Genomic DNA, 24279 nt, shown 5'->3' on the forward strand with positions numbered 1-24279 from the left:
GTGGACACAGGGTGTGTTGCCGCCCTCTGCACCCTCGAAACAGGCCCCCCCCCTCTTGTTCGGCGCTGCTGACGGGTCAGGCGCGCGTGGCCCAGGCGGCGAGCGTGAGGGCGACGGCGTCCTCGGCGAGGGCGGCGGGCAGGTCGGGCCAGCCTCGCCGGGCGACGGCGGCCCGCCAGGCGGCGCCACCGCCGGTACCGGCGACGGCACCGACGGCGCCCGCGAGCCCGGCCGCGACGGTGGAGGCGGCGGTGGCGTGGTGCCGGACGGCGAGCAGCAGCCCGCCCGCGGCGCCGCTCCCGGCGCGGACGTCGGGACCGGACGCGTCCAGGCGGCTGGGTGTGGCGGGCAGCTTGTCCCCGACGAGCTCCCCGGCGACGGCGAGCCCCGCGACCAGCCGCAGCACGCTCGCGGGCCGGCGCAGGCCGTGCGTGGGATGCCGGTGCGCGGGGGCCGGGCCGAGCAGCGGTGCGGCGACGCCGAGCGTCGCGCGGGACCCGGCGGCCACGCCCAGGGCGAGGGCCCGGACGACGAGCGGTGCGGTCATGCGCCCACTGTGGCACCGCCGACCACGCGCCGCGCGTCCTCCGCCCGGGACGCCGAACAGGCAGTTGACACCGTGATGGTGCTCCGCAGAGCGCCATCACGGTGTCAACTGCCTGTTCGGCGAGGGGCGGGTGCCGGCGGTCGTCACGCATGAGGAGGCTTGCGCAGCGAGTCCCGGGCCCGGGGCTCGGCGCTCCCGGGCGCCGCGGTGGTGGTGGTCATCGGAAGGCTCCGTCGGCGGGGAGGACCTCGGTGGAGGTGGGGGTCGGGCGGGTGTCGGCGACGGGCGTGCCCCACACGGGGTGGCCGTCTGCGTCGAAGGGCAGCACCTGCGCGCGGGCGTGCCGGTTGGGGTCGCGCAGCGGGTCGCCGACGATCTCCGTGTAGGTCCGCGCGTGGTAGACGAGGACGGCGTCGCCGTCGGGCGTCTCCGTGAACGAGTTGTGGCCGGGGCCGTACTGGCCGGCGGCGGGGTCGGACACGAAGACGGGCTCGGGGCTCTTGGTCCACGACGCGGGGTCGAGGAGGTCTGCGCCGGCGTCGGCGGTGAGCAGGCCCATCGCGTAGTCGATGCCGGTGGCGGCGCCCGAGTAGGTGAGGAAGACGCGGCCGTGGCGCACGAGGACGGACGGGCCCTCGTTGACCCAGAAGCCCCGGGTCTCCCAGTCGAGCTCGGGGTGCGTGAGCTCGACGGCGGGCGTCGCGAGAGTCCACGGGTTCGCCATGCGGGCGATGTACAGGTTGGAGTGCCCCTTGACCTCCGGGTGCTGCTGCGCCCAGACGAGGTACTGCGCGCCCTCGTGCACGAAGCTCGTGGCGTCCAGCGCGAACGACTCCCAGCCGGTGTCGACCTGGCCGCGGTCGGTCCACTCGCCGTCGAACGGGTCGTCGGCGGAGTTCTCGAGGACGAAGACGCGGTGGTTGAAGGTGTCGTCGGTGCCCGGCACGTCCGTGGTGACGGACTCGTCCGGCGCGGCCGCGAAGTAGACGTACCACCTCCCGTCGACCCGGTGGATCTCGGGCGCCCAGATCAGGTGCGACTGCGGCCCCTCGGCGTGCCGCTCCCAGATGGTGACCTCGTCGGCGGCCTGCAGGTCCTCGAGCCGCTCGGCGCGGCGCAGCACGATGCGGTCGTACTGCGGGTGGGAACCGGTGAAGTAGTAGGCGCCCCGGTGCCGGAGCACGCATGGGTCGGCGCGCTGCAGCACGATCGGGTTGACCGTGACCTGGTCCGTCATGGGCTGTCTCATCCTCCGGTGTCCTGCACTGGTCCGGCGTCGTCTCAGCGGCGCTGCTCCGAAGAAATGTAAACGATGTAAATGGCCCGCGCGGTGACGTCCGCGACGGCCGCCGGAGGATCGGCGCCAGGACCTGCGCGGGGGCGACGGTGGTGTGACGAGGCCCACTTCCGGCGGGCGCCGTCGGGCACCCTCGGTCGCGTCAGGGCGTGACGACGAGCCCCAGCGCCTCGGCCAGCACCACCGCCTGGGCGGGGTCGACGACGGCGCCCGCCAGCCGCGCCGCGCGCGGGTCCAGCGCGGACAGGTCGCTGCCGCGCAGGACGGCGCCGCTCAGGTCGACGTCGGTCAGCTCGGCGCCCGACAGGTCGACGCCCAGCACCGACGCCCCGGACAGGCGCGCGCCGTCGAGGTCGGCCTCGCGCATCCGCAGGTTCTCGAGGTGCACGCCCGCGAGCGCCGCCCGCCGCAGCGTCACGAACGACCAGTCGCCGCGCTCCGCGTGCAGCAGGTCGAAGCGGCAGTCGTCGAAGCGCGAGCCGACCAGCTTGCAGCGCCCGAACCGCGCGTCGAACAGGTTGGCGCGGCTGAACGCGCACCCGATGAACGCGCACTCCGTCCACACCGAGGCGTTGAACCGCACCCCGCGGAACGTGCACTGGTCGAACGTCGCGCCGGTGGCCGTCGCCTCGGTGAGGTCCACGTCGACCAGCTCCACCTCCTGGAGCGCCAGCCCGGACAGGTCCCGCCCGTACCAGTCCTCGCCGCGCACGGTGCTCCCGGGCTCGATGCTGCCGGGCTCGATGCTGTCGGGCTCGATGCCGTCCCGCTCGACCTCGTTCATGCCCGCACGCTAGCCGCCGCCGGCGACACCCCCGCGAGGTAGTTCAGATCTCCGCGAGGTAGTCCGGATCCCCGCGAGGTAGTTCGTACATCTCAGGCATTGCGGGCAATCCTCTGCCCTTCGCGAACTACCTCGTGAGATTGCGGACTATCTCGCGAGAAGGGGAACTACCTCGCGGAGGTCTGAACTACCTCGCGGGGCTCGGGTGACACTGGACCCGTGCCCTCCACGACGACGCCCCGAGGCCTGATCCTCACCCCCGGCGCGGGCGCGAGCCGCGACCACCACACGCTGGTCGCGGTGGAGCGCCGGCTGGCCGACCTCGACCCGCCGCTGCCGACCGAGCGGGTCGACTTCCCGTACCGGTTGGCGGGCAAGCGGATGCCGGACCGCCCGCCGGTCGCGGTCGCGCACCTGCGCGCGGAGGCGGAGCGGCTCGCCGCCGCGCTCGGCGCCGGCACGGACGCGCTGCTGCTGGGCGGCCGGTCGTACGGCGGCCGGATGTGCTCGATGGCGGTGGCCGAGGGCCTGCCGTCCGCGGGCCTGGTGCTGCTGAGCTACCCGCTGCACCCGCCGGGCAAGCCCGAGAAGCTGCGGGTCGAGCACTTCCCGCAGCTCGACGTGCCGGTGCTGTTCGTCTCCGGCGACCGCGACCCCTTCGGCACGCCGGCGGAGCTGGCCGAGCACGCGGCGGCGGTCCCCGGCCCCGTCACGACGGTCACCCTCCCCGGTGCCCACGACGTGCGCGGCAAGGACGACGAGGTCGCGGCCGCCGTCGCGGACTGGGTCCGCACGCTCTGAGCCCTCGGTCGCGAGCCTCGACCAGGGATCGAGCGTGGCTCAGCGGCCGCCGGCGGGACGGTCCGGGTACTCGGCGGGCTTCTTGCCCAGCTCGACGGCGAGCTCGCGGCGGCCGGCGACGATGCCCGGGCGCTCCTCGTCGCGCTGGCGCAGGGCGTCGGCCTGCAGCTCGGGCGACAGGTGGTCCCAGTAGAGGGTGCCGTCCAGGTGCTGCGACTCGTGGATGAAGGCGCGGGCCAGGAACCCGCTGCCCGACAGCTGCACGGGGCCGCCGTGCTGGTCGACGCCGCGGACGGTGGCGGCGCCGGGCCGCTCGAGCGGCTCGTAGGCGCCGGGCACGGACAGGCAGCCCTCGTCCTCGGTCTCGGGCTCGGCGTCGAGGTCCATCTCGAGCACCGGGTTCACGACGTGCCCCACGTGCCGGTCGCCCCGCTCGTCGGTGACGTCGTAGACGAACAGCCGGATCCCGACGCCCACCTGCGGAGCGGCGAGGCCCACTCCCTCGGCGTTCTCCATCGTGGCGAACATGTCGTCGATCAGGCGGGCGAGCTCCGGGGTGGAGAACTCCTCGACCGTGGCGGCGGGGGTGTGCAGCACGGGCTCGCCGATCTCGGTGATCCGCAGCACGCGTCCGCGCGCGGCCTCCGGCGCCTGGGCCGGGTACGGGTCCACCGGCTCGCCCAGCAGGTACGTGGTGGGCCGACGACGACCGAAGCTCCAAGCCATGCGGCAAGCCTAGGCGAGCAGGACGGGCACCCGCGCCCGGGTCACGTCCCGGCGGGCGGGGCGGGCGGGGCGTCCGCCGGTCGGCGAGCATTCGCCAGGCGCGCCATCCTGACCGTGCCCCCTCGTCGAACGCCCGGAGGAGCTCGTGGCCCGTCCCCCGACCGACCGCCCCGGCGGGGGCCGCTGGGTCCCCGACGGCACGCCCGGCATCGACGCCCTCGCGCGCGCGGCGCACCGGTGCCGAGGCTGCGAGCTCTGGCACGACACCACCCAGGTGGTGTTCTCCTCCGGGCCTGCGGACGCCGCCCTCGCGCTGGTCGGCGAGCAGCCCGGCGACCAGGAGGACCGCGAGGGCGAGCCCTTCGTCGGACCAGCCGGGAGGGTGCTCGACGACGCGCTCGAGGCCGCGGGCCTCGACGCCGGAGCCGTCTACCTGACGAACGCGGTGAAGCACTTCCGGTACGTCGAGCTGCCCGAGCGCGGGCGGCGGCGGCTGCACAAGACCCCTGGCGTCGCACACGTCCGCGCCTGTCTGCCGTGGCTCGAGGCCGAGCTGGCCGTCGTCCGACCGCGGGTCGCCGTCGCCCTGGGGGCCACCGCGGCGCGGGCGCTGCTCGGGCGACCGGCCCGGATCGGCGAGCTGCGGGGCCGCGTGCTGGACGCCCCGGAGGACGGCTCCTCGGGCGGCGCGGCCGTCGTCGTGACGACGCACCCGTCGGCCCTGCTGCGGCTGCGCGACCGATCCGGCTGGGACGACGCCTTCGGCTCCCTGGTCGTCGACCTCACCACCGCCGCGCGCGCCGCGCACGTCGCCTGACCCTGCCCGCCCGGGGCTCCCCTGAGGGGCAAGTCATACCGCAGGGGGACCCGACCCGACGACGAATCCGCTCGTGGTCCGACGCGCCCCGCCCGCGCCCGGCGCGAAGGTAGGTGGCATGACACCTCTGCTGAGCGCTCGCGGCCTGACGATGCGGTACCCCGGCGGGGTCACCCCCGCCCTGGACGGCGTGGACCTCGACATCGCCCAGGGCGAGTCCGTGGCGATCATGGGCGCCTCCGGCTCCGGCAAGACGACGCTGCTGCACTGCCTCGCCGGCATCCTGCGCCCCACGTCGGGATCGGTGACGTTCGCGTCGGCGGGCGGGCCGGTGCGCGTCGAGTCGCTGGACGACGCCGAGCGGTCCCGGCTGCGGCGCGAGGAGCTCGGCTTCGTCTTCCAGCAGGGCCTCCTGCTCGACGAGCTGACGGCGCTGGAGAACGTGGCCGTCGCCCGGATGCTCGCGGGCGTGCCGCGCGGGCAGGCGGAGGCGGAGGCGGCGCAGTGGCTGCAGCACCTCGGCCTCGCGGGCCTGGAGCAGCGGCGCCTCGGCGAGCTGTCCGGCGGGCAGGCGCAGCGCGTCGCCATCGCGCGCGCCCAGGTCACCGGGGCCCGGCTGATCTTCGCCGACGAGCCGACCGGCGCGCTGGACTCCGCCACCTCCGTCGAGGTCCTCGACCTGCTCCTCTCCGCGACCGCCCAGGGCCGCACGCTCGTCGTCGTCACGCACGACGCCGACGTCGCGCGCCGCTGCGCCCGCACCGTCGTGCTGCGCGACGGCCGTGTCGTCTCGGACACGGCCGCCGCCGCCGCGACCAACGCAGCAACCACCGCCGAGGCCGCGCGATGACCATCACCGTGCCCCCGTCCGTCCCCGGCGCGCGAGCCACCGGCCCGCTGACCACCGCGCTCCGGCTCGCCCCGCTGTTCCGGCGGCGCGACGGCGACCGGCTCGCCACCGCCCTGCCCGTGGCCGCGTTCGGCGTGGTCACCGCCCTGCTGCTCGTGGTCCTGGGCGGGGCGCAGGCCTTCTTCCGCTGGGACGACGACCTGGCCTCCACCTACGAGTCGCTCGCCGTCATCGCGGTCGTGCTGCTCCTCGTGCCGCTCGCGACCGTCGGCGCGTCGGCCGCCCGGCTCGCCGCCCGCCGCCGCGACGAGCGGCTCGCGTCCCTGCGCCTGCTCGGCGCCACCACCGGCACCATCACCGCGCTCACCGTGCTCGAGGCGGCCGTCACCGCGCTGCTCGGCGCCGTCGTCGGCGTCGTGCTGTACGCGGTGCTCGCGCCGCTCGTGGGGCTGCTGCACTTCCGCGGCGAAGCCCTCGGCGCGCAGATGTGGGTGCCGTGGTGGTGGCTGCCGCTCGCCGTGCTCGGCGTGACGCTGCTGGCCGCCGCGAGCGCCGTCGTCGGGCTGCGGGCCGTCGTCGTGACGCCGCTGGGCGTGCGCACGCGGCAGCGGCCGGGCACCGCGCACTGGGTGCGCGTGGTGATCGCCGTGGGCGTGCTCCTGGCCGGCCTCCTGCTCATGCAGATGCTGGGCGCGCTCGGGGAGATGGGCGGCATCGTCGCGATCATCGGCACGATGGCGGCGATCTTCGGCGGCATGCTGCTGGCCCTGGACGCCCTGGGCCCGTGGTTCGTGCGGGTGCGCGCCCGTCGGCAGGTGCGCAAGGCCCAGACCGTGCCCCGGCTGCTCGCCGCCCGCATGATCCTCGAGGACCCGAAGGTCGCGTGGCGTCAGGTCAGCGGCGTCGCGATGACCAGCTTCGTCGGTGTCTTCGGCGCCGTCGGCCTCGCCATGACCTCCATGACGTCGACCGAGGGCATGGATGCCGACGAGCGCTGGCTCATGCAGGACGTCTCGACCGGCGTCCTCGTCACCGTGGCGGTGTCGTTCCTCATGGTCGCGTGCTCGGTGGGCATCAACCAGGCGGCCTCGACCCTCGACCGCGCGGCCGTGCACGTCTCGCTCGACCGGCTCGGCATGCCGCGCTCGGTGATGACCGAGGCGTCCCGGCGTGCCGTGATGTCGGCGCTGTGGATGGTGGCGGGCGGCTCGGCGCTGTGCGCGGCGGTGCTGATGTTCCCGCTGGTCGGGATGGCGGTCTTCGTCAACCCGGTCGCGATCGCCACCGCGCTGGCCGTGTTCGCGCTCGGGTTCCTCGCCGTCCGCGGCGCCGCGGCCCTCGCCGCCCGCCTCGTGCCGGGCATCCTCGCCCGGCCCGAGCGCGCGCTCTGAGCCGGCCGGCCCCGGGCGCTCAGGCGCCGCCGTCGGTCTTCTTGCCGGTCTCGCGCTCCCAGGCGTCGAGCTGCTGGGTGAGCGCCCGCGCCAGCTCGAACACCTGCTGCGGGGGGATCCGTACGCGCGACACCACCTTCCCCGGCACCACGCGGCCGGTGACCGCCCCCGTGTCGGGGTCGGTCACCGGCTGCGGCGGCTTCGTGGCCGCGACGAAGTCGATGACGAACGACGTCGACGTGTGCCACAGCGACGCGAAGTCCGCGGGCACACCGCCCTCCAGCTCCGTGGGGACGTCGATCTGGAACTTCACCTCGTTGCCGGCCATGCCGCCACTGTGACCCACGGCGGCCCTGCTGCACCAGCGGCGCGCCCCGGGCGCGGGCCCGGGCGCGCCGCCGCTCACGACGCCGGCTGCCCGCTCGCCCCGTCTGCCCGGAACCGGCCGAGTTCCGCGCGCGCGAACGCCACCCGCTCCGTCTCCCGCCCCTGCGCCGTGCCCAATGCGTCGGCGAGGTCCTTCGCCGCCTCGAGACGGTGCCCTCGACGACGCCGGTCGCGCAGCCCGCCCCCGCGCCGGTACGCGCGCCGCTGCTTCCACGCGCCCGCGAGGGCGTCCGCCTCGTCGGCGGTGAGCGTGCCGTCGTCGACCTCGGGCGCCATGAGGTCGCGCATGGCCGCCCGCTCCGGGCCGACGACCACATGGAAGACGAGCAGGACGATCACGATCGCGACGACGACCTGCAGCGCCAGCAGCGCAGGGATGAACGCCCCTCCACCCGCCAGCGCCGCGGTGCTGTCCCACGCCCAGTGCAACGCCATCGCGACCAGGCAGAGCAGGAGCCCGCGCCCGACGCGGCGCCGCTGCGCGACGGTGCCCACGAGGTAGACCACCCCGGCCCCGAAGATCGCCGAGTAGAGGATGTGCGACGTGAACCCGGTGCCGAGCCGGAGCAGCACGGTGTGCAGGCTGGAGCCGACGGGGTCGACGCCGAAGCCGTCAGGGGCGGAGTTCAACGCGTAGAGGATGTCTTCGAGGATCTCGAACCCGAGGCCGACGAACGCCCCGATGACGAACCCGTCGAACGCCGTGCGCAGCACGCGCGGCGCGATGAACATCAGCAGCAGGACGCCGGCGCCCTTGCCCCACTCCTCCATGAAGGGGGCGGCGAGGCCCGCGCCCCAGTCGACGGCGAACGCCGGGTCGCCGAGCTTGCTGTAGAGGTTGATGAGCGCGGAGTTCCCGTGCAGCGCGATCGCCCAGGTCGCGGCGAACCCGCCCCAGAGGAACGCGGCGACCCGCAGGTCGAGCGGCTGGCGGGAGTAGCGGTCGATGTGGGTGGTGAACCACCAGAACAGCACCGCGTACACGCTGAAGATCGCGGCCGAGATGCCCAGCGGCGCCCCGTAGGCCGGGCCCTGGCTGCGCACCTGCGACACGGTGTACCAGAGGCCGTAGGCGATCACCGCCACGAACACCCACAGGCACGCGTTGCGCGGCTGGTTCCACGAGACGCGCTGCCCCCAACCGACGTCCTCGGCCACCTGCGCGCGACGGTCGAGCAGGTCCGTGCGGGTCATGGCGCCTCCACCTCGGTGACGGGACGGATCGAGCGGATCATGCTCACGACGTCGCCCTCGAGCTGCGCGTCGTCGGTCTCGACCGGCCCGGTGAGGACCACCTCGACGCCGGTGCCGTCGAAGACGTAGGCGGCGATCAGCCCCGTCCCGCCCGTGAACGTGAACCGGCCGGCGACGCCCCGCTCGCCCTGGGCGGTCTGGAACGTCTCGACCTGCCCCATGTCGATGGTGGCGCCGTTCTTCAGACGCTCGTTGTTCTTCTGCAGCTGCGCCATCAGCTCTCGGGGCGTCCCGTCGAACTCGTCGGAGGCGACGGAGAACACGAAGCCGTCCTTGGACACCTGCGCGGTGTCCGGGAACCCCCCGGACTCGGGCGGGTCCGACGCGAGCACGCCCGAGTCGAGGTTCCACCCGGCCGCCGGGTCGAACTCGACGTCCCCGACCCGCACCACGTCGCCCGCCTGGGCGGGGTCGTCCACGGGCACCGCGCGGTCGAGAGCCGGCAGCCCCCACATCGCCAGCGCGACCAGCACGACGACGATCGCCGCCGGCAGCAGCGTCCTGCGGTCCATCCCCAGCCAGCGACGCTCCACCGGCACCCAGTCCGGCGGCGGGCTCGCGCCCTCGGTGACGAGATCCGACTGCATGGTCCTCCTCGGGAGGCACGGGACGAGCCGGGCTCGTCGACCACGGGGCCGTGCGGAGTCGCGCGACAGTCGAAAGATCACACGCGCCGCGCGGATGCGCGCGGCGAACGCGGGAGAACCACCCGGCGGGGGTCTGCCGGTCCCGCCGGCGGGACGTGCGACGAAGGCCCTGGCTCGTGAGAACCAGGGCCTTCGAGGGGGGAGCCGCCTATCAGAACCGCCACGGGCTCGTCTGGCCGCAGGCCGATGGCCGCCCGCGGCGTGACGATGACGATCGCGCCGCCTGGTACGAGATCACCGACGAGGCTCACGTCGCGGTCACCGAGCCGTCGCGGCGTGAAGATGGGCCGGAGATCATCGGGCGGCGGCCGGACCTGTACGAGGCGCGCCACACGGCGGCGACCCTGCTGCGCATGGGCCGGGTGGACGACACGACGATCACGGCGATCCTCGGGCACGCGAGCATCCTGTCGACGAAGGCGTACCTCCACACCGACCGGACACGCACACACGCAGCACTGGCGGGCGCCGCCGGCCGCCTGGGGCTTGAGGCTTGAGCGGCGGCGGTCCAGGCGCAGGAGTTGATGCCGCTCGGCGGTGACAATCGCTGCAATGTCGGCAATCGCTGACATCCGCAGGTGTCGGGAATCTCTGACGTCGCCAGGGTCGAGCTGGCTCGCTACACCGCTCGGAGATGGCGGCCGGCCCGGGAGGGCGCGGGACGCCGCCACACCTCCCAGCGCCACACCTCGACGAGCCGGGTCGAGACGTCGAGCTCGCGCGCAATCGCGCCGGCGTGCGGCCCGTGGAGCCGCTCGGCGAGCGCGTAGTCGACGGCACTGATGAGCAGGCGGGCGGCCCACGCGTCCGCGGCCAGCTCGTCGCGCTCGACGTCGTGGTAGAGCGTCCAGTCGTGCCCGAGGGACCAGTGCCCCATCTCATGGGCGAGGGTGCACCGCTGCGTCAGGACGCTCTTGCGGTGGTTGAGCAAGACGAGACCGGAGCGCCGCAACTCCCCGCACGGCGACCGAGGTTGTCCCACTTCACGCGCATGCCGAGCTCGTCGGCTGCTGCGATCAGTTCCTCGAGCGTCACGCGTCCACTTCTAGTGCCTCGGGCTCCTGAGTGCACGTCGACGCGCCCGCGACCATCACGGCTCCACCTGCTGCGCCTCGACCTCCGCGTCATCGTCGCGGTCGCGCGCCGCGCGCACGTAGTCGCCGACGTCCGGGTCGTCGGCGAGGCGCCCCTTCGACAGGATGAGCACCTCGTCGGTGCCTTCGATGGGTCGAGCCTCGACGAACGGGTTCGTGCCGCGGAAGCTCTCGGCGGCGACCCGCTTGCCGTGGAGCAGTTCGGCGAAGTAGCGCATCCCCCCTGCTCGACGTACGTTCGCCGACCCGCTACTTCGGCTCCGCCGGCTCGACAGGTGCAGCCTCCTCGGGGCGCAGGCTGAGCAGGTCGCCCACCATTTGCACAAGGACTCCGGTCAGCCGCGTCACCTCCTCGCGGGGCGGGTCCTCCCCGTGCACCAGCTTGCCTCGGACGTTGTAGGCGTACGTGAAGAACTTGCTCGGTGACCTGCCGTCGTACTCGCGGTCGCCGAGCGTGTCCGCGAGGTCGCGCCCGGCGCTCGAGATCGACTGGTGCTTCAACCACCCGAGCCCACCCCGTATCACTTCCCGCTCGTCGTCGGGGATGGCCGCCTCTGCCGTTTGCGCCGCAAGCATGTCGAGGTACTCGCGGGCCTCTGGCGACAGAGGGCGCTGGGTGACGAGCACTTCGTACGCGGTCATGAGCATCATGAAGCGGGCATCCGGGTCGCTGAGGGTCATGGCCGCCGAGTACATCGCGTAGGACGTGCGCGTCTTCTCGTCGACGTCGGGGCCGCGATGACGCGCGTCCGCGATCAACTCCGCGAGGTCATCGATCGGAGTCACGATTTCAATCTGCGCCGACAGTGAAGCGAAGAGCGGCTCGGTTTCAGACTCGAACGTGTGGATACCGAGGCGTTCCCGCCGCACTTCCTGGTCACCGTCCGGAAACAGGAGCGCTACCCCTCCAGGTGTCAGGCCGCCCATCGGGGCCGTCCTGACGCCGAAGTCAGCGCCGACCCTCCTGGTGGCGAAGCCGACTTGCAGGGCTGCCTCCCACTCGCGCGCGGCGTCCGCGGCGTCCTGTTCGGTCGCGAACCCACGCCCCAGCAAGCAGAGTTCACGCGTGCCCACGATCGGCATATCGCCGTCGGCAGACCGGAGCACGACGCGACCCTCATCGAGCCCTGCACTCGCGCCGAGGTCGAACTCTGGCGCGTCATGCCCGATCGCAGGCCCGGCCAGACGGAACCGGAGCCGGAACGTGTAGTCGTCGTCGCCCATGCCTCACAGTAGGGCGCCCGCGACCGCGTTCGGCGGGTGAATCTCCCGGGCCCAGGGAGGTGCCTGTGGACGACCGACCCACCGCGACCCGGAACTCTCCGCCGCCGTGCGGCGGCAGCTCGGCACTGAGGACGGACTACGCTCTCGACTCGAGATCCTGCGCTCGCACATCGAGACCATCCCCGCCGACAACTCCGGCACCCAGGAGACAGCGGTGCGCGACGTCGAGGTCGAGGCGGCGACGTACGACGGTGGGATGGGGCTGCTTCGTGAGCAGCTGCGCGACGGCGAACGGCTCATCACCGTGCGCGTCTCCGAGGGCTGATGCAGCTCCGATGCCGATCGGCCGGACAAATGGCCGGATGCCCCCGACCGTGAGCCCCGGAACGCGAAGCGGCCCGGCGCCTGTTTTCGCAGGTGCCGGGCCGTTTCGGTGTCGGAGCCGCCTATCAGAATCGAACTGATGACCTATTCATTACGAGTGAATCGCTCTACCGACTGAGCTAAGGCGGCGTCGCTGTCGCCGGCCGCAGCCGGATCAACGAGCGCGCCCACAGTACCTGACGCGCGGGGCGCTCTCCAAACCCGGTCCGGGGAGCGATCTCCACTTCCGCGCGACAGCGCGCGCTGACCTCCGCATACTCGTGCTCAGCACGCTGTGGAGCACCCTACGCAGGGCCACGCCGCCGCTCTGCCGACCCGTCTGGAGGACGACCCATGAACCCCACGCCCGCGCCCCAGGGGGTCGCCGTGCCGACAGGCAAGGGCTGGTGGTGGAAGTCCCTGATCCTCGGCATCCTGCTGTGGGCCGTCACGGCCGCCGTGACGGCGTCCACGCAGAACTCGAACCTCATCCCGACGGTCATCCTGCTCGGCAGCTTCCTGGTGCCGTTCACGGTGGTGCTGTTCGTCGTCGAGCGGGCGCACGGCTCGATCGACATCATGCTGCTGCTGTCGGCGTTCTTCTTCGGCGGGATCTTCGGTGTGCTGGGCGCGTCGATCCTGGAGTCGCACCTGTCGCCGTCGTGGTGGATCTACGTGGGCGTGGGCGCGATCGAGGAGGCCGTGAAGATCGCCGTCTTCCTGGTGGTCGGCGCGCGCGTCGCCCAGAAGACCGGCCTCAAGGGCGCGCTCCTGGGCGCGGTGGTCGGCGCCGGGTTCGCCGCCTTCGAGTCCGCCGGCTACGCGTTCAACGCCAGCCTCACCCGCCTGGGCCAGATCGACCTGAACTCCCTGCTCCAGACGGAGGCGGTGCGCGGCCTCCTCACCCCCGTCGGGCACGTGCTGTGGACGGCCGTCCTGGGCGCGGCGATCTTCGGCGCCGCCTCGGCGGCGGGCAAGTACCGCTTCACGGGGGGCGTGCTCCTGGCCTACCTGACCGTCGTCGGCCTGCACGCCCTGTGGGACTCGATGGGCTTCCTGTCCGCGTGGCTCGCGATCAAGGTCACCGGCGGCCTGCACTACGAGCTCGCCTACGGCCAGCTGCTGCCGGCGACGGCGGACAACGCCGGGACGTGGTCCACCGTGTTCTACGTGGTGGGGCTGGTCGTCATCTCCGTGCTCGGCGTCCTCGCGCTGCGGCACTGGGCCCGCGACCGCGAGCCCGCCCCGCACCCCCGGACCGCCTGACGGCGGCACCCGAGGGCGTCAGCAGGTGGTGCCGTCCTTCGGGACGTCGCCGTCCACGAGGTACGACTCGACGACGTCCGCCACGCACGGCCGCGACGGCGAGTACGCGGTGTGGCCCTCGCCCTCGTAGGTGACGAGCACGCCGGAGTCCAGCGTCTTCGCCAGGCCCTGCGCCCACACGTACGGGGTGGCCGGGTCGTTGGTGGTGCCGACGACGACGATCGGCGCCGCGCCCTTCGCGTGGACGTCGAACTCCTTCTTCGGCATCGGCACCGGCCAGTCGGCGCACGACGTGCCCCCGTAGGCGAAGAACTCGCCGACGGTCGGCGCCTGCTTCTCGATCTGGGCCGCCTCGGCGCGCATCTCGTCGGCGTCCGTCGTGCCCCGGTCGTCCAGGCAGCCGACGGCCTTGAACGCCTCGGACGAGTTCGACGAGTACGTGCCGTCGGCGTTCCGGTCGTTGTACGCGTCGGCGAGGTACAGCAGGGTGTCGCCCGTCCCCTCCGTGATCGCCTCGGTGAGCGCCTGCGTGAGGACGGGCCAGTTCGCCTGGTTGTACAGCGTCAGGGCGACGCCGTAGAACGCGAGCGTGCGGGTCACGGGGCGGTCGGCGTCGGAGGTGGGCAGCGGGTGCTCGTACGCCTGGTCGAAGAGGGCCTTGATCCGCTGCATGCCGTCGTCCACCGTCCCCGGCAGGGGGCAGCCCTTGCCGGCCTGGCAGTCCGCCACGTACGCGCGCAGGGCGTTCTCGAAGCCGACCGCCTGCCCGGCGGAGATCTGGTCCGAGGAGAGCGTCGTGTCGATGGCGCCGTCCAGCACCAGGCGGCCCGCGCGGTCCGGGAACAGGCCCGCGTAGGTGGCGCCGAGCTGCGTGCCGTACGAGTACCCGAGGTAGTGCAGCTGGTCGTCGCCGAGGACGGCGCGCAGCATGTCCATGTCCCGGGCGGCGCTCTGCGTGTCGACCTGCCCGAGGACGTCGCCGGTGTGCTCGGCGCACGCCTCGCCCCACGCGCGGGACTCCGCCTCCATGGCCTTCAGCCCGTCGTCGGTGCTCGGGTCGAAGTCCTTGGCCAGCGACTCGTCCTTGCGCGCGTCGTCGAAGCACCTCACGGGTGTCGAGTCCTGCACGCCCCGCGGGTCGAACCCGACGATGTCGAACGCGTCCTGCAGCTTCTTGCCGAACGTGGCGCCGTCGTTCTCGGCGTCGCTGCGCACGAAGTCGACCCCCGACGCGCCCGGGCCGCCCGGGTTGACCAGCAGCGAGCCCTCCGGGTCCTTGCCGTCGGCGGGGTTGCGCACCAGCGCCAGCTCGATGCTGCCCGCGCCCGCGTCGTGCCATGACAGCGGGGCCGACGCCGTCGCGCACTGGAGCCCGTCCTTGCAGTCGGTCCACTCGAGCGACTGCCCGTAGTACTTCTCGAAACCGTCGGGCGCCTGCGACGCCGCCGGGCCCGACGCCGATCCCGCAGGAGCCTGCTCCTTCGCGGGCGCCGTGCACCCGGCGAGGAGCAGCACCCCCGCCACGAGGACGGCGGACGCGCGCCGGCCGGCCCTGCGGGGTGTGGTCGTGCGGCGGGCGGTCGGGCGGCGCTCGTCGAAGTTCACCCGCCCAACCTACCGTCGCCCCTCGGCTGGTCCGTCCAGTGACCGGGCAGCGTCCGGGCAGCGTCCGGGCAGGTCCGGCTCAGCCCTTCGCGGGCACCCAGGCGACCGGCCCGGTCTCGCCCTCGCCGCCGCGCGGCGCCACCTCGACGGTGCCCCGGTCGCCGAGCCGGACGGCCACCGGCGCGCCCTCGTCGGCGCCCGCCGGCAGCGCGACGGCGCTGGTCGTGGGCATGTAGTCCATCGTGCAGGGACCGTCGGGCAGCTTCTCGAACGTCACGACCGCCGTCCCACCGGACGAGTCCCACGTGCCCTCGGCCTCCGCCAGCAGCGGGCAGGTGCTCGACCCGTACGTCACGACCAGCAGCACCCCCGGCGTGGGCGACCACGCGGCGCCGGCCGGGCTGTCCATCGTGCCCTCCGCGCCCTCCGGCAGGCCGCGGGTGTGCTCGCCCGGGGCGAGCTCGGCCGGTGTCGCGGGCTCCGAGGTCGCCGTCCCGGACGGCTCGGGCGAGGTCGGCTCCGGCGACGCCGGGGACGACTCCGTAGCCGACTCAGGGGACGACGGCGAGGCGGACGTCGCCTCCCCGCCCGCCCCGTCGCCGGACGCGCACGCCGTCACCAGCAGGGCCAGCGCGCCGGCGGCGCCCGCCAGCAGGATCCCGCGGGCGGCGCGGTGCGCGAGGGTCGTCATCCGGCGACCGTCTCGCGGACGTCGTCGAACCGCAACCGGTCCGGCGTCGCCGCCGGCGCGACCTTGCGCAGGAAGTCGCGACGCTTGGCCCCGAACCCGCGCCGGTCGTCGAACAGGTCCCGCGCCATCTCCGCGAGCTCCACCGTGCGGTAGTAGGACAGCGGGCGACGCGGCGCACGCACCTGCGCGGCTGCGCGGGCCTCGGCCAGCCCCTCGGGCGTCGCGAGCGCGGCGGCGCGGTCGGTGAGCCAGGCGGCGAACAGGGCGGGGTCGCGCGGCCCGACGGCGTCCACCAGCCCGAGGCGCGCCGCCTCCGCGACGGACACGGGCAGCTTGGCGCCCAGCAGCCGGTCGGCGTCGACCTCGCCCAACCGCGACGCCACGGTCCACGTGTGCAGCTCGGACCCGAAGATGCCCATGTCGTAGTACGGGTTCAGCACCACGCCGTCGCGGGCGACGACGACGTCCGCGCACAGGCCGGCCATCACCCCGCCGGCTCCGGCGTTCGCGGTGAACGCGGCGACGGTGAGCTGGTCGGCGCGCGCGATCGCCTCGCACAGGTCGTCGATGGCCTGGATGTTGGCCCACGCCTCGGCGGCCGGGTCCTCGGCCGCCTCGATGGCGCCCAGGTGGATGCCGTTGGAGAACGCGTGCTCCGTGCCGCGCACCACGAGCACCCGCGTGTCCTCGGTGAGCGCCTTCTCGACGGCCGTGGTCAGGCGGCGGCACTGCTGCGTGTGCATGGCCCCGCTGTACGAGCGGATCGTCAGGTACCCGACGTCCCCGTCCCGCTCGTAGACCGACTCGGCCAGCTCCCGGGGCGCGGGGTGGAACGGGACGCCGGCGACGTCGAGCACCCACGCGGCGGGCAGCTTGGTGCCGCGCTTCGTGCCCAGCGTGGCGGCGTACCCGACCCAGAGCGTGCCGTCGCCGGTCGCGAGCGCGACGGCGTCCTCGTCGCGGCCCACGACCGTGCCGGGCTCCGCGCCCGGGGCGATCGTCTCGGGCGTCGCCACGGCGTCGAACAGGCAGAACCGTGCGCCGCCGACGGTCGCGGGGGCGCCGGGGGCGCCGTCGGCGGCCGCGATCGTGCGCGCGAGCTCCGCGGCCGGGCGGCCGAGGTCCAGCTCGAACGCGGCCCGGCGCAGCAGCGGCAGCTCGCCGGTGCCGGGCACCTCGGCCTCGAGCTCGTCGGCGGGGACGGGCGGCTCGCCCGCGGCGACCTTGCGCAGCACCTCGTCGACGCACGCCATCGCGGCGTCCGCGACGAGCCCGTTGTAGAGGGCGCTCTTGGCGACCGGCGGCGACGGCATCGCGAACGTCGACGTCGCCCACACGGGGCCGGCGTCCATCTCCTCCACCGTGGACAGGGCGGTCACGCCCCACCGCTCGCGGCCGTCGAGGATCGCGTGGTCGAGCGACGACGGCCCGCGGTCGCCGACCGGGCCCGGGTGCACGACGACCGTGGTCCAGCGACGCCAGACGTCCTCGGGGACCCGGTGCTTGAGGAACGGCGCCAGGATCAGGTCCGGGCCGATCTCCTCGACCCGCGCGACCAGGTCCTCCGGCGCGGCGAACGCCGGGGCGAGCTCCACCCCGACGTCGTGCCCCCGGTCCGTCAGATGTCCCCACACGCGCTGCGTGAGCCCGTTGAACGCCGAGACGAGCAGCAGGATCCTCATGCCAACCCCCAGTCAGGTCACGGGGGCCACCATGGCCCCCGCCGCGGAACACCTCACAGCATCGGGGGGTGATGAGGCAACTATCGGCCGGTTCGGCCCGCGGTTCGGCCTGCGGTTCGGCGCTGCCGTTCAGCCCTGCGGGCGCAGGGCGACGGTCATCGCCTCGAGGGCCAGCAGCGGTGCGACGTTGCCCTCGAGGCGCTCGCGCGCCGTGCCGATCGCGTCCATCCGGCGGATCGTCTGCTCCGGCGTCGAGTCGGCGGCGAGCGCGCGCACGGTCGCGTCGTGCTCGGCGTTCACGAGGTCGACCGTGGCCCCGAGCTGCACCACGAGGACGTCGCGGTACAGGGACAGCAGGTCCACCATCGACCGGTCGAGGACGTCGCGTTGGCGCCGCGTGGCGCGACGCTTCTGGTCGTCCTCGAGCTGCTTGAGCTGCGAGCGCAGCCGCGGCGGCAGGGTGTCGCCCTCCTGCACGCCGAGGGCGCGCAGCAGCTCCGCCTTCTCGACGGCGTCCCGCTCCGCCGTCGCCGCGACGGCCTCCGCCTTGGCGACGTCCACCAGCTCGCCCGCCGCGAGGACGGCGTCCCCGACCCCGCGGATCCGGCGCGCCACCTCGAGCACGGCGTCGCGGCGCGCGCGGGCGTCGCCGTCGCGGGCGAGCCGGCGCGCCAGCCCGACGTGCGACTGCGCGGCCCGCGCCGCCGTCAGCGCGACCGCCGGGTCGACGCCGTCGCGGCGCACCAGCAGGTCCGCCACGTCCTTCGCGGGCGGCACCCGCAGCACGACGCCCCGGCAGCGGGACCGGATGGTCGGCAGCACGTCCTGGGCGCTCGGGGCGCACAGCACCCACACGGTGTGCGGCGGGGGCTCCTCGATGGCCTTGAGCAGCACGTTCGTGGTGCGCTCGGCCATCCGGTCGGCGTCCTCGACGACGATGACGCGGAAGCGGCCCGACGACGGCGTGCGCGACGCCGTCATGATGAGGTCGCGCACCTCCGCGACGGTGATGACCACCTTGTCCGTGGCGACGACCGTCAGGTCCGGGTGGGTCCCGGCGAGCGTCGTCGTGCACGCGTGGCAGCGGCCGCACCCGCCGGTCTCGCCGTCGGTCCCCGTGCACTGCAGGGCCGCCGCGAAGGCGCGCGCCGCCACGGAGCGACCCGAGCCGGGCGGCCCGGTGACCAGCCACGCGTGCGTCATCGCGGCGGCGTCGGTCGCGGCACGGCGCAGCAGGGCGACCGCGTCGGGCTGGCCGACGACGTCGTCCCACACGCTCATGCGTGCCCCTCCCCCGCGGCGGAGGCCTCGTCGGCCTCGGCGACCGGGCCGGACGTGGCCTCCTCGACCACCGGCGTGAGGTCGAGACGGGCCGCGACGTCCACGCGCACCTGTGCCTGCACGTCGTCGAGCGGCGCGGACGCGTCCACCACGACCCAGCGCCCGGGGTCCGCCGCCGCGCGGCGCAGGAACGTCTCTCGCGTGCGCCGGTGGAACTCGTCGCCGGCCCGCTCCAGCCGGTCCGGCTCCCCCGACAGGCGGGCGGCACCGACGACCGGGTCGAGGTCGAGCAGCACCGTGACGTCGGGCAGCAGGTCCCGGGTGGCCCACAGGGACAGCGCCTCGATCTCCTCCTCGGACAGCTCCCGGCCGCCCGCCTGGTACGCCACCGACGAGTCGAGGTACCGGTCCGTGACGACGACGGCGCCGCGCTCCAGCGCCGGCCGCACGACCGTCGCGACGTGGTGGGCGCGGTCCGCCGCGTACAGCAGCGCCTCGCTGCGCGGGTCCATGTCGTCGCCGTGCAGCACGTGCCGGCGCAGCTCGAGGCCGAGCTCGGTGCCGCCCGGCTCGCGCGTCACGACGACCTCCCGGCCCGTCACCTCGTGCAACCAGTCGCCCAGCAGCCGGACGTGCGTCGACTTGCCGACGCCGTCGCCGCCCTCGAACGAGACGAAGTACCCGGGTGCGCTGCTCACGCAGACACGGTAGTCGGTGGCGGTGACACCGCGACGCGCGTCGCCGCGCCCGCGTGACCCACCCCACCCGGGCCCGACGGGCGGCGCGGCCGCCGGGGCGCGACGATGGGTGGACACCGCCCGTCGTCCCAGGAGGCCGCATGCCCGCCGCATCGTCGCCCAGCCAGCCCGTCGAGTTCCTGACGGAGGAAGCCTGCTGGGACTTCCTTCGCACGCAGGACGTCGGCCGCCTCGCCACGGCGGTCGGCGGGGAGACGGAGATCTTCCCCGTGACGTTCGCCGCGGCGGACGGCGTGGTCTACTTCCGCACCCACCCGGGGACCAAGCTCGTGGAGCTCACGGTGAACTCGCGGGTGGCGTTCGAGGCCGACGAGTGGGGCGAGAGCGTCGCGACGAGCGTCGTCCTCAAGGGCACCGCGCGGATCCTCGAGACGGACGCCGAGCTCGCCGCGGCGCGCGCCACCGGCCTGGTGAGCTTCCAGGACGACGGCAAGAACGTGTGGGTGAGCATCACCCCGACGGACGTGAGCGGCCGCCGCCTCACGCGCTGAGCCCCGCCGGGCTCACTCGCCCGGGTAGACCACCCCCGCCTGGCGGCGCACCTCGTCGAGGGTGTCCATGACCTCCAGCGTGCCGTCCCACGACATGCGCGGGCTCTGGGTCTCCCCCGCCGTGACGCGGCGCGCGACCTCGGCGGCCTGGTACTGCTTGCCCTCGCCGCGGAACCCGTCGTAGGCCCAGGTGGAGCCGTCGTGCCGCTCGACGGTGAACGACGTCGGCGCGTAGAACGTGCGCGCCACCTCGATCCGCCCCTCGGTCCCGGAGATGACGGCCGTGTTCGCCGTGCGCGACCACAGCGTGGTGGACAGCGTGGCCTGCACGCCGCCCGGGTAGCCCAGCACCATGCCGACCTGCCCGTCCACGCCCGTCTCGGCGAGCGCACCGACCGCGGTGACGGTCTCGGGCGCGCCGAGCAGGTCCTGGGCGAACGACACCGGGTAGACGCCGAGGTCCAGCAGCGCGCCACCGGCCAGGCCGGGCGCGTACAGCCGGTGCTCGGGGGCGAACGGGAACTGCTGGCCGTGGTCGGCCATGACGCTCACGACCCGCCCGATCTCGCCGCGCGCGAGGACGCCGCGCAGCGCGGCCACGTGCGGCAGGAAGCGGGTCCACATCGCCTCCATGACGAAGACGCCGGCGTCGCGCGCGGCGTCGAGCACCTCGCGCGCCTGCGCCGCGTCCTGCGTGAAGGCCTTCTCGACGAGCACGTGCTTGCCCGCCCGGATCGCGAGGAGCGCGTGCTCGTGGTGGTGCGAGTGGGGCGTAGCGACGTACACGACGTCGACCTCCGGGTCGGTCACCAACGCGTCGTAGTCGCCGTGGGCCCGGGCGCCCGGGGCGTGGGCGGCGGCGAACGCCTCGGCCTTCGCGACGTCGCGCGACCCGACGGCGACGACGGACGACGCCGTGTGCTCCCGCACCCCGTCGGAGAACGACCCGGCGATGTTGCCGGCGCCCAGCACGCCCCACCGCACGGCCGGCGCGGTGCGCGGGTCGGGCACCGTCCCGGCGAGGTCGTCGGTGGTGAGTCCGGGCGCGAACGAGGCGGGTGTGACGTCGGTCATGGGCGTCACCGTACCCGCCTCGTCCGCGCCGTTGCGCGGGTGCCCGCGCCTACTTCTTGGTGTGCGACACCGACAGGTCGTACCCGGCGTCGAGGAACGTCAGGTCACCGGTGGGCAGGTTGGACACCAGCGTGGCGAAGTCCCGCTGGGGCCCGTTGGCACACTTCGTGACGAAGCCCGCCTGGGAGATCGCGTCGCCGGTGAGCCGGTAGACGTGGTTCCCCGCGGCGTCCACGATCTCGAAGGCGTCGGTGCCCGACGGCGTGAGGTCGCACGACGCGACCACCTGCACGGTCCAGCTGTTGTCCTGCACGCCGCTGGTCTCGACCCACTGCCCGGCCTCGGACGAGACGCCCGCGGCCGCGCCGTCCACCATGACGTCGTCCACGAACCAGCCGGTGTCGAGGTACGCCGCGTCCGTCGAGTACCGGAACCGCACGTCCGTGGCCCCCGCCGGGAGCTGCGCCGTGAGGTGCACGTACTGCGGCTCGTCCTCGAAGTACACGCCGCCGGACGTCCCGGTCAGGCCGTTGCCCTCGGTGTTGTTCCCGTGCGGGTCGTCGTCGGTCGTGACCGTGGCGCCCGCGTCGTCGACGAGCGGCACGGTGACCCACTCGCCGCCCACCTGCGCCTCGACGAAGCCGTAGTCCCAGCCCTCCTCGATGAAGTGCCAGGTCCAGAAGTCCAGGCTCGCCACCGCGCCGTCGGTCTCGAGGTCGAGCACGTTGTCCGACTGGCTCTCGTACCCGCCGTACCAGTGCGTGTCGCCGCTGTGCGGCGCCACCTCGGAGGTGTCCTCGCCGTCCAGCCCCACGGTGACGCGCGGGCCGGGGTTGCGGAACCGCTCCACCTGGATGCCGTACGGCAGCGCGACCGGGGCCTGACCGTTCGCCCGCCGGTCCCACTTGGCGTCCGGCTGCGCGCCCTGGTTCGACCCGCGGCCCTCCCAGTACTGGTCGTCCGCGATGTCGATCGTCCAGTCCGTGAAGGCCGGGTCGCCGAAGTCGACCGCCTTGATGTCGAACAGGTCGCTGTCCTCGTCGTCGAGGTACACGGCCACGGCCCAGTCCTGGTAGAGGGTGGCGGCGTCGGGCAGGTCTCCCCCGGTGGCGGCGTTGAACGCGTCGATCGCGGCCTGGACGCCGTCCATGCCGTCGGCCTGGTTCGCGAAGATCTGCTTGATCAGCAGGTCCCCGCCGGCCCCGTCATCGGTGAGGTCGGGCGTGTACGTGCCGTCGCCGTTGCCGCCAGCGCGCTCCCACAGGTACTGGAAGAAGGTGTAGGCCGCGCCGTAGTTCTCCAGCCCGCCCGCCCAGCGGGTCAGGGACGTCTCCGCGTAGAACACCTGGTGGTACGTGAGGTGCGAGCCTCCGACGTCGTACCCGTTGAGGAAGACGGCGAAGTCGGCGAGGCCCTCGTCCACCCAGGACAGCTCGCCCGGGTCGGAGTAGTTGTGGAGCAGGTGCTCCAGCTCGTGCGCCACCACGCCCTCGTACAGCTCGGGCTGGTCGTTGTCCGGGTCGTCGTCGTTCCACGGGGCGTCGGCGCCGCCGAGCCGGTTCTGCCAGTCGAAGGCGTCGACCACGATGGCGTTCATGCCCACCGAGTCGATGAAGTCGGGGGCGAAGTAGCCCGCCGTGTACGAGTCCTGCTCGCAGTCGTAGTACAGCTCGTCCTGGACGTTGTAGACGACCATGACCAGCGAGTCCGTCCGCGGCTGGGCCGGGTCGGCCGCGCGCATCGAGCCGTAGTGCTCCTCGTCGACGGCGACGATCTGGCCCGACAGCTCGTCGCCGAGGTAGTCGATCTGCGCCTGGGTGAGCGTGAAGTCCTCGGCGGTGAGGTCCGTGCAGGGCACGAACTCGTCGCCGGGGTCGTGGTCGAACGCCGGGTCGAGGCTGTGGACGCCGGCGGGCGCGCTGCCGTCCAGCGGCGTGCCCGCCGGGACGTAGATGTACACGGGCGTTCCGTCCGGCGTCGTGCCGTCGTACACGCGGGTGAAGTCCTGGTCGTACGTGCCGCCCGCGGCGCTGTCGTTGATGGGCAGCGTGATCGAGGCGTCGCCCGGCAGGTTGGCCGGGTCGGCGGCCGCGCCCGCGGGCAGGGCGACGGCGGAGGTCAGGAGCAGCGCGCCCGCGCCGCTCAGGAGGACGGTGGCTCTGCGAGGTGCACGGAGCATGGATGGTTCCCTCCGGGGTGGCCCGCGGACCGAGGTGCGGCGCGACGGGCGCGGTGGTGGAGGCACCGGGCGGTCGCGGGGCGGGGCACGTCGTCGTGCCGGGCAGCCGTGCCGCGCAGTGCGGCCGCACGTCCTTGTGCGGTCCTCGCCCAGTGAACCACCGTCGCCCGCGGGGCGGGGCGTGGTTGCCGCGGGCTCCTTCGCGGGTCGCCGTCGCGGGGGTCCGCGTCAGGCCTGCGCCGCGGGCTGGGCGCCCTGCGAGGCGGCGACCACCCGGTTGGCGACGTCGCGCACCTGCTCCAGCTCGGGCAGGCTCAGCCCGCTGGCCGCGACGACGGCCGCGGGGACCTGCTCCGCCCGCGCCCGCAGCTCGCGGCCCGCGGCGGTGAGGTGCAGCTCGACGACGCGCGCGTCGCCGCTGGCCCGCCGCCGCTCGAGGAGGCCCTGCCGCTCCAGGCGCTTGAGCAGCGGCGACAGGGTGCCCGGGTCGAGCAGCAGGCGCGCGGACAGCCCGGTGACCGTCGTCGTGGCACCCGCCCGCTCGTCCTGCCACAGGCCGAGCATCACGAGGTACTGCGGGTGCGTGAGCCCCATCGGCTCGAGGATCGGCCGGTAGATCGACACCATCGCGCGCGCGGCCGCCGAGAGGGAGAAGCACACCTGGGCCTCGAGGCGCAGGGGGTCGGCGGGCAGGTCCATGCGCACAGCCTACGAGGCACCTATAGTTGGTGCACCAATAGTTGGACCGCCAAGCAATGCTGGAGGAGTCTCATGGCACGGCGCGCACGTCGCGAGGGCGACCACCGGACCTGGGGGATGAAGGTCACCGAGCTCTTCCTGCCCCTCTTCGGGCCGGCGTCGATCCGCAGGACGCCCCCGGTCCCCCCGACGGCGGAGGACGTCGCCCGGGACACCCGGCTGCGGCACACCCTCGAGCGCGTCACCCGGCCCGACGGGCACGTGTACCTCGTCGAGAGGGAGGACCGCCCCCGCCCCGAGACGCTGTGAGCCCCGAGACGCTGTGAGCGGGCGATTGGCCCCGGTTTCCGCGGAAACCGGGGCCAATCGCC

The 24279-nt window shown here is 73.9% G+C and carries 27 protein-coding genes and 1 tRNA gene; 9 read left to right on the forward strand and 19 right to left on the reverse strand.

Features of this window, described 5'->3' with window-relative positions:
• Positions 1–76: 76 nt before the first annotated feature.
• From ACWF41_RS06420 to ACWF41_RS06430, 3 genes are all read right to left on the reverse strand, one after another.
• Entirely contained in the window at positions 77–547 is a 471-nt protein-coding gene (locus ACWF41_RS06420; RefSeq protein WP_380325938.1) for a hypothetical protein, read from the reverse strand.
• A 217-nt stretch (positions 548–764) separates the two neighbouring features.
• Entirely contained in the window at positions 765–1784 is a 1020-nt protein-coding gene (locus ACWF41_RS06425; protein WP_380347149.1) for a glycoside hydrolase family 43 protein, read from the reverse strand.
• Positions 1785–1986: 202 nt separating this feature from the next.
• Positions 1987–2628 carry a pentapeptide repeat-containing protein gene (locus tag ACWF41_RS06430; protein WP_380325932.1) on the reverse strand — a complete coding sequence of 214 codons (642 nt, stop codon included), beginning with the start codon at positions 2626–2628 and terminating at the stop codon, positions 1987–1989.
• A gap of 219 nt (positions 2629–2847) precedes the next feature.
• Here ACWF41_RS06430 and ACWF41_RS06435 point away from each other — a divergent pair, with 219 nt between their 5' ends.
• Positions 2848–3429, forward strand: coding sequence for an alpha/beta hydrolase family protein (locus ACWF41_RS06435; protein WP_380325929.1), 582 nt, complete (start codon positions 2848–2850; stop codon positions 3427–3429).
• A 39-nt stretch (positions 3430–3468) separates the two neighbouring features.
• On the opposite strand, the gene def is transcribed toward ACWF41_RS06435, so the two are convergent.
• On the reverse strand, positions 3469–4155 hold the full coding sequence (gene def, locus ACWF41_RS06440) for a peptide deformylase (protein WP_380325926.1): 687 nt from the start codon (positions 4153–4155) through the stop codon (positions 3469–3471).
• A gap of 145 nt (positions 4156–4300) precedes the next feature.
• On the opposite strand from def, the gene ACWF41_RS06445 reads away from it, so the two are divergent.
• The 3 genes from ACWF41_RS06445 (at position 4301) to ACWF41_RS06455 (ending at position 7213) form a co-directional block, all read left to right on the forward strand.
• Complete coding sequence (locus ACWF41_RS06445) at positions 4301–4972, forward strand: UdgX family uracil-DNA binding protein (protein WP_380325923.1); 672 nt, start codon at positions 4301–4303, stop codon at positions 4970–4972.
• A gap of 118 nt (positions 4973–5090) precedes the next feature.
• On the forward strand, positions 5091–5822 hold the full coding sequence (locus ACWF41_RS06450; protein WP_380325920.1) for an ABC transporter ATP-binding protein: 732 nt from the start codon (positions 5091–5093) through the stop codon (positions 5820–5822).
• Positions 5819–7213, forward strand: coding sequence for an FtsX-like permease family protein (locus tag ACWF41_RS06455; protein WP_380325917.1), 1395 nt, complete (start codon positions 5819–5821; stop codon positions 7211–7213). The genes ACWF41_RS06450 and ACWF41_RS06455 overlap by 4 nt, the downstream gene beginning before the upstream one ends.
• 19 nt (positions 7214–7232) lie before the next feature.
• Here ACWF41_RS06455 and ACWF41_RS06460 read toward each other — a convergent pair whose 3' ends face one another.
• The 3 genes from ACWF41_RS06460 to ACWF41_RS06470 all read right to left on the reverse strand — a co-directional run bounded on the left by ACWF41_RS06460 (position 7233) and on the right by ACWF41_RS06470 (position 9441).
• Complete coding sequence (locus ACWF41_RS06460) at positions 7233–7541, reverse strand: DUF3467 domain-containing protein (protein WP_452182211.1); 309 nt, start codon at positions 7539–7541, stop codon at positions 7233–7235.
• Between the two features lie 74 nt (positions 7542–7615).
• Positions 7616–8794, reverse strand: coding sequence for a PrsW family intramembrane metalloprotease (locus ACWF41_RS06465; protein WP_380323057.1), 1179 nt, complete (start codon positions 8792–8794; stop codon positions 7616–7618).
• Positions 8791–9441: a hypothetical protein gene (locus tag ACWF41_RS06470; RefSeq protein ID WP_380323060.1), complete on the reverse strand. Its 651-nt coding sequence runs from the start codon at positions 9439–9441 to the stop codon at positions 8791–8793. Before ACWF41_RS06470 ends, ACWF41_RS06465 begins: the two co-directional genes overlap by 4 nt.
• 176 nt (positions 9442–9617) lie before the next feature.
• Here ACWF41_RS06470 and ACWF41_RS06475 point away from each other — a divergent pair, with 176 nt between their 5' ends.
• Positions 9618–9998, forward strand: a complete 381-nt coding sequence (locus tag ACWF41_RS06475; RefSeq protein ID WP_380323063.1) for a site-specific integrase — start codon at positions 9618–9620, stop codon at positions 9996–9998.
• A 122-nt stretch (positions 9999–10120) separates the two neighbouring features.
• On the opposite strand, the gene ACWF41_RS06480 is transcribed toward ACWF41_RS06475, so the two are convergent.
• The 3 genes from ACWF41_RS06480 to ACWF41_RS06490 all read right to left on the reverse strand — a co-directional run bounded on the left by ACWF41_RS06480 (position 10121) and on the right by ACWF41_RS06490 (position 11819).
• Complete coding sequence (locus ACWF41_RS06480; RefSeq protein WP_380323066.1) at positions 10121–10483, reverse strand: ImmA/IrrE family metallo-endopeptidase; 363 nt, start codon at positions 10481–10483, stop codon at positions 10121–10123.
• Between the two features lie 108 nt (positions 10484–10591).
• Positions 10592–10813 (reverse strand): hypothetical protein, encoded by a 222-nt coding sequence (locus tag ACWF41_RS06485; RefSeq protein WP_380323069.1) that lies wholly within the window; start codon positions 10811–10813, stop codon positions 10592–10594.
• A 31-nt stretch (positions 10814–10844) separates the two neighbouring features.
• Positions 10845–11819 (reverse strand): hypothetical protein, encoded by a 975-nt coding sequence (locus tag ACWF41_RS06490; RefSeq protein ID WP_380323072.1) that lies wholly within the window; start codon positions 11817–11819, stop codon positions 10845–10847.
• A 106-nt stretch (positions 11820–11925) separates the two neighbouring features.
• Between ACWF41_RS06490 and ACWF41_RS06495 the strand changes: the two genes are divergently transcribed.
• On the forward strand, positions 11926–12144 hold the full coding sequence (locus ACWF41_RS06495; RefSeq protein ID WP_380323075.1) for a hypothetical protein: 219 nt from the start codon (positions 11926–11928) through the stop codon (positions 12142–12144).
• 115 nt (positions 12145–12259) lie between these two features.
• Here ACWF41_RS06495 and ACWF41_RS06500 read toward each other — a convergent pair.
• Positions 12260–12332: transfer RNA gene (locus ACWF41_RS06500), tRNA-Thr, on the reverse strand.
• 204 nt (positions 12333–12536) lie between these two features.
• Here ACWF41_RS06500 and ACWF41_RS06505 point away from each other — a divergent pair.
• On the forward strand, positions 12537–13448 hold the full coding sequence (locus ACWF41_RS06505; protein WP_380323078.1) for a PrsW family intramembrane metalloprotease: 912 nt from the start codon (positions 12537–12539) through the stop codon (positions 13446–13448).
• A gap of 18 nt (positions 13449–13466) precedes the next feature.
• Here the strand turns inward: ACWF41_RS06505 and ACWF41_RS06510 are convergent, their stop codons facing one another.
• The 5 genes from ACWF41_RS06510 to tmk all read right to left on the reverse strand — a co-directional run bounded on the left by ACWF41_RS06510 (position 13467) and on the right by tmk (position 19405).
• Complete coding sequence (locus ACWF41_RS06510; protein ID WP_380323081.1) at positions 13467–15053, reverse strand: alpha/beta hydrolase; 1587 nt, start codon at positions 15051–15053, stop codon at positions 13467–13469.
• A 79-nt stretch (positions 15054–15132) separates the two neighbouring features.
• Complete coding sequence (locus tag ACWF41_RS06515) at positions 15133–15744, reverse strand: hypothetical protein (protein ID WP_380323084.1); 612 nt, start codon at positions 15742–15744, stop codon at positions 15133–15135.
• Complete coding sequence (locus ACWF41_RS06520; RefSeq protein WP_380323087.1) at positions 15741–17426, reverse strand: enoyl-CoA hydratase-related protein; 1686 nt, start codon at positions 17424–17426, stop codon at positions 15741–15743. The genes ACWF41_RS06515 and ACWF41_RS06520 overlap by 4 nt, the downstream gene beginning before the upstream one ends.
• A 129-nt stretch (positions 17427–17555) precedes the next feature.
• On the reverse strand, positions 17556–18707 hold the full coding sequence (locus ACWF41_RS06525; RefSeq protein WP_380323089.1) for a DNA polymerase III subunit delta': 1152 nt from the start codon (positions 18705–18707) through the stop codon (positions 17556–17558).
• Positions 18704–19405, reverse strand: a complete 702-nt coding sequence (tmk, locus tag ACWF41_RS06530) for a dTMP kinase (protein WP_380323092.1) — start codon at positions 19403–19405, stop codon at positions 18704–18706. Before tmk ends, ACWF41_RS06525 begins: the two co-directional genes overlap by 4 nt.
• Positions 19406–19545: 140 nt before the next feature.
• On the opposite strand from tmk, the gene ACWF41_RS06535 reads away from it, so the two are divergent.
• Complete coding sequence (locus ACWF41_RS06535; RefSeq protein ID WP_380323095.1) at positions 19546–19956, forward strand: pyridoxamine 5'-phosphate oxidase family protein; 411 nt, start codon at positions 19546–19548, stop codon at positions 19954–19956.
• 12 nt (positions 19957–19968) lie between these two features.
• Here the strand turns inward: ACWF41_RS06535 and ACWF41_RS06540 are convergent, their stop codons facing one another.
• The 3 genes from ACWF41_RS06540 to ACWF41_RS06550 all read right to left on the reverse strand — a co-directional run bounded on the left by ACWF41_RS06540 (position 19969) and on the right by ACWF41_RS06550 (position 23908).
• Positions 19969–21030 carry a Gfo/Idh/MocA family protein gene (locus ACWF41_RS06540; RefSeq protein WP_380323098.1) on the reverse strand — a complete coding sequence of 354 codons (1062 nt, stop codon included), beginning with the start codon at positions 21028–21030 and terminating at the stop codon, positions 19969–19971.
• 49 nt (positions 21031–21079) lie between these two features.
• On the reverse strand, positions 21080–23209 hold the full coding sequence (locus ACWF41_RS06545) for a hypothetical protein (protein ID WP_380323101.1): 2130 nt from the start codon (positions 23207–23209) through the stop codon (positions 21080–21082).
• A 228-nt stretch (positions 23210–23437) separates the two neighbouring features.
• Positions 23438–23908 (reverse strand): MarR family winged helix-turn-helix transcriptional regulator, encoded by a 471-nt coding sequence (locus ACWF41_RS06550; RefSeq protein WP_380323104.1) that lies wholly within the window; start codon positions 23906–23908, stop codon positions 23438–23440.
• A 72-nt stretch (positions 23909–23980) separates the two neighbouring features.
• Between ACWF41_RS06550 and ACWF41_RS06555 the strand changes: the two genes are divergently transcribed.
• Positions 23981–24217 (forward strand): hypothetical protein, encoded by a 237-nt coding sequence (locus tag ACWF41_RS06555; RefSeq protein WP_380347110.1) that lies wholly within the window; start codon positions 23981–23983, stop codon positions 24215–24217.
• The last annotated feature ends 62 nt before the right edge of the window (positions 24218–24279 follow it).

This window comes from Isoptericola sp. NPDC055063 (genome assembly GCF_053608125.1).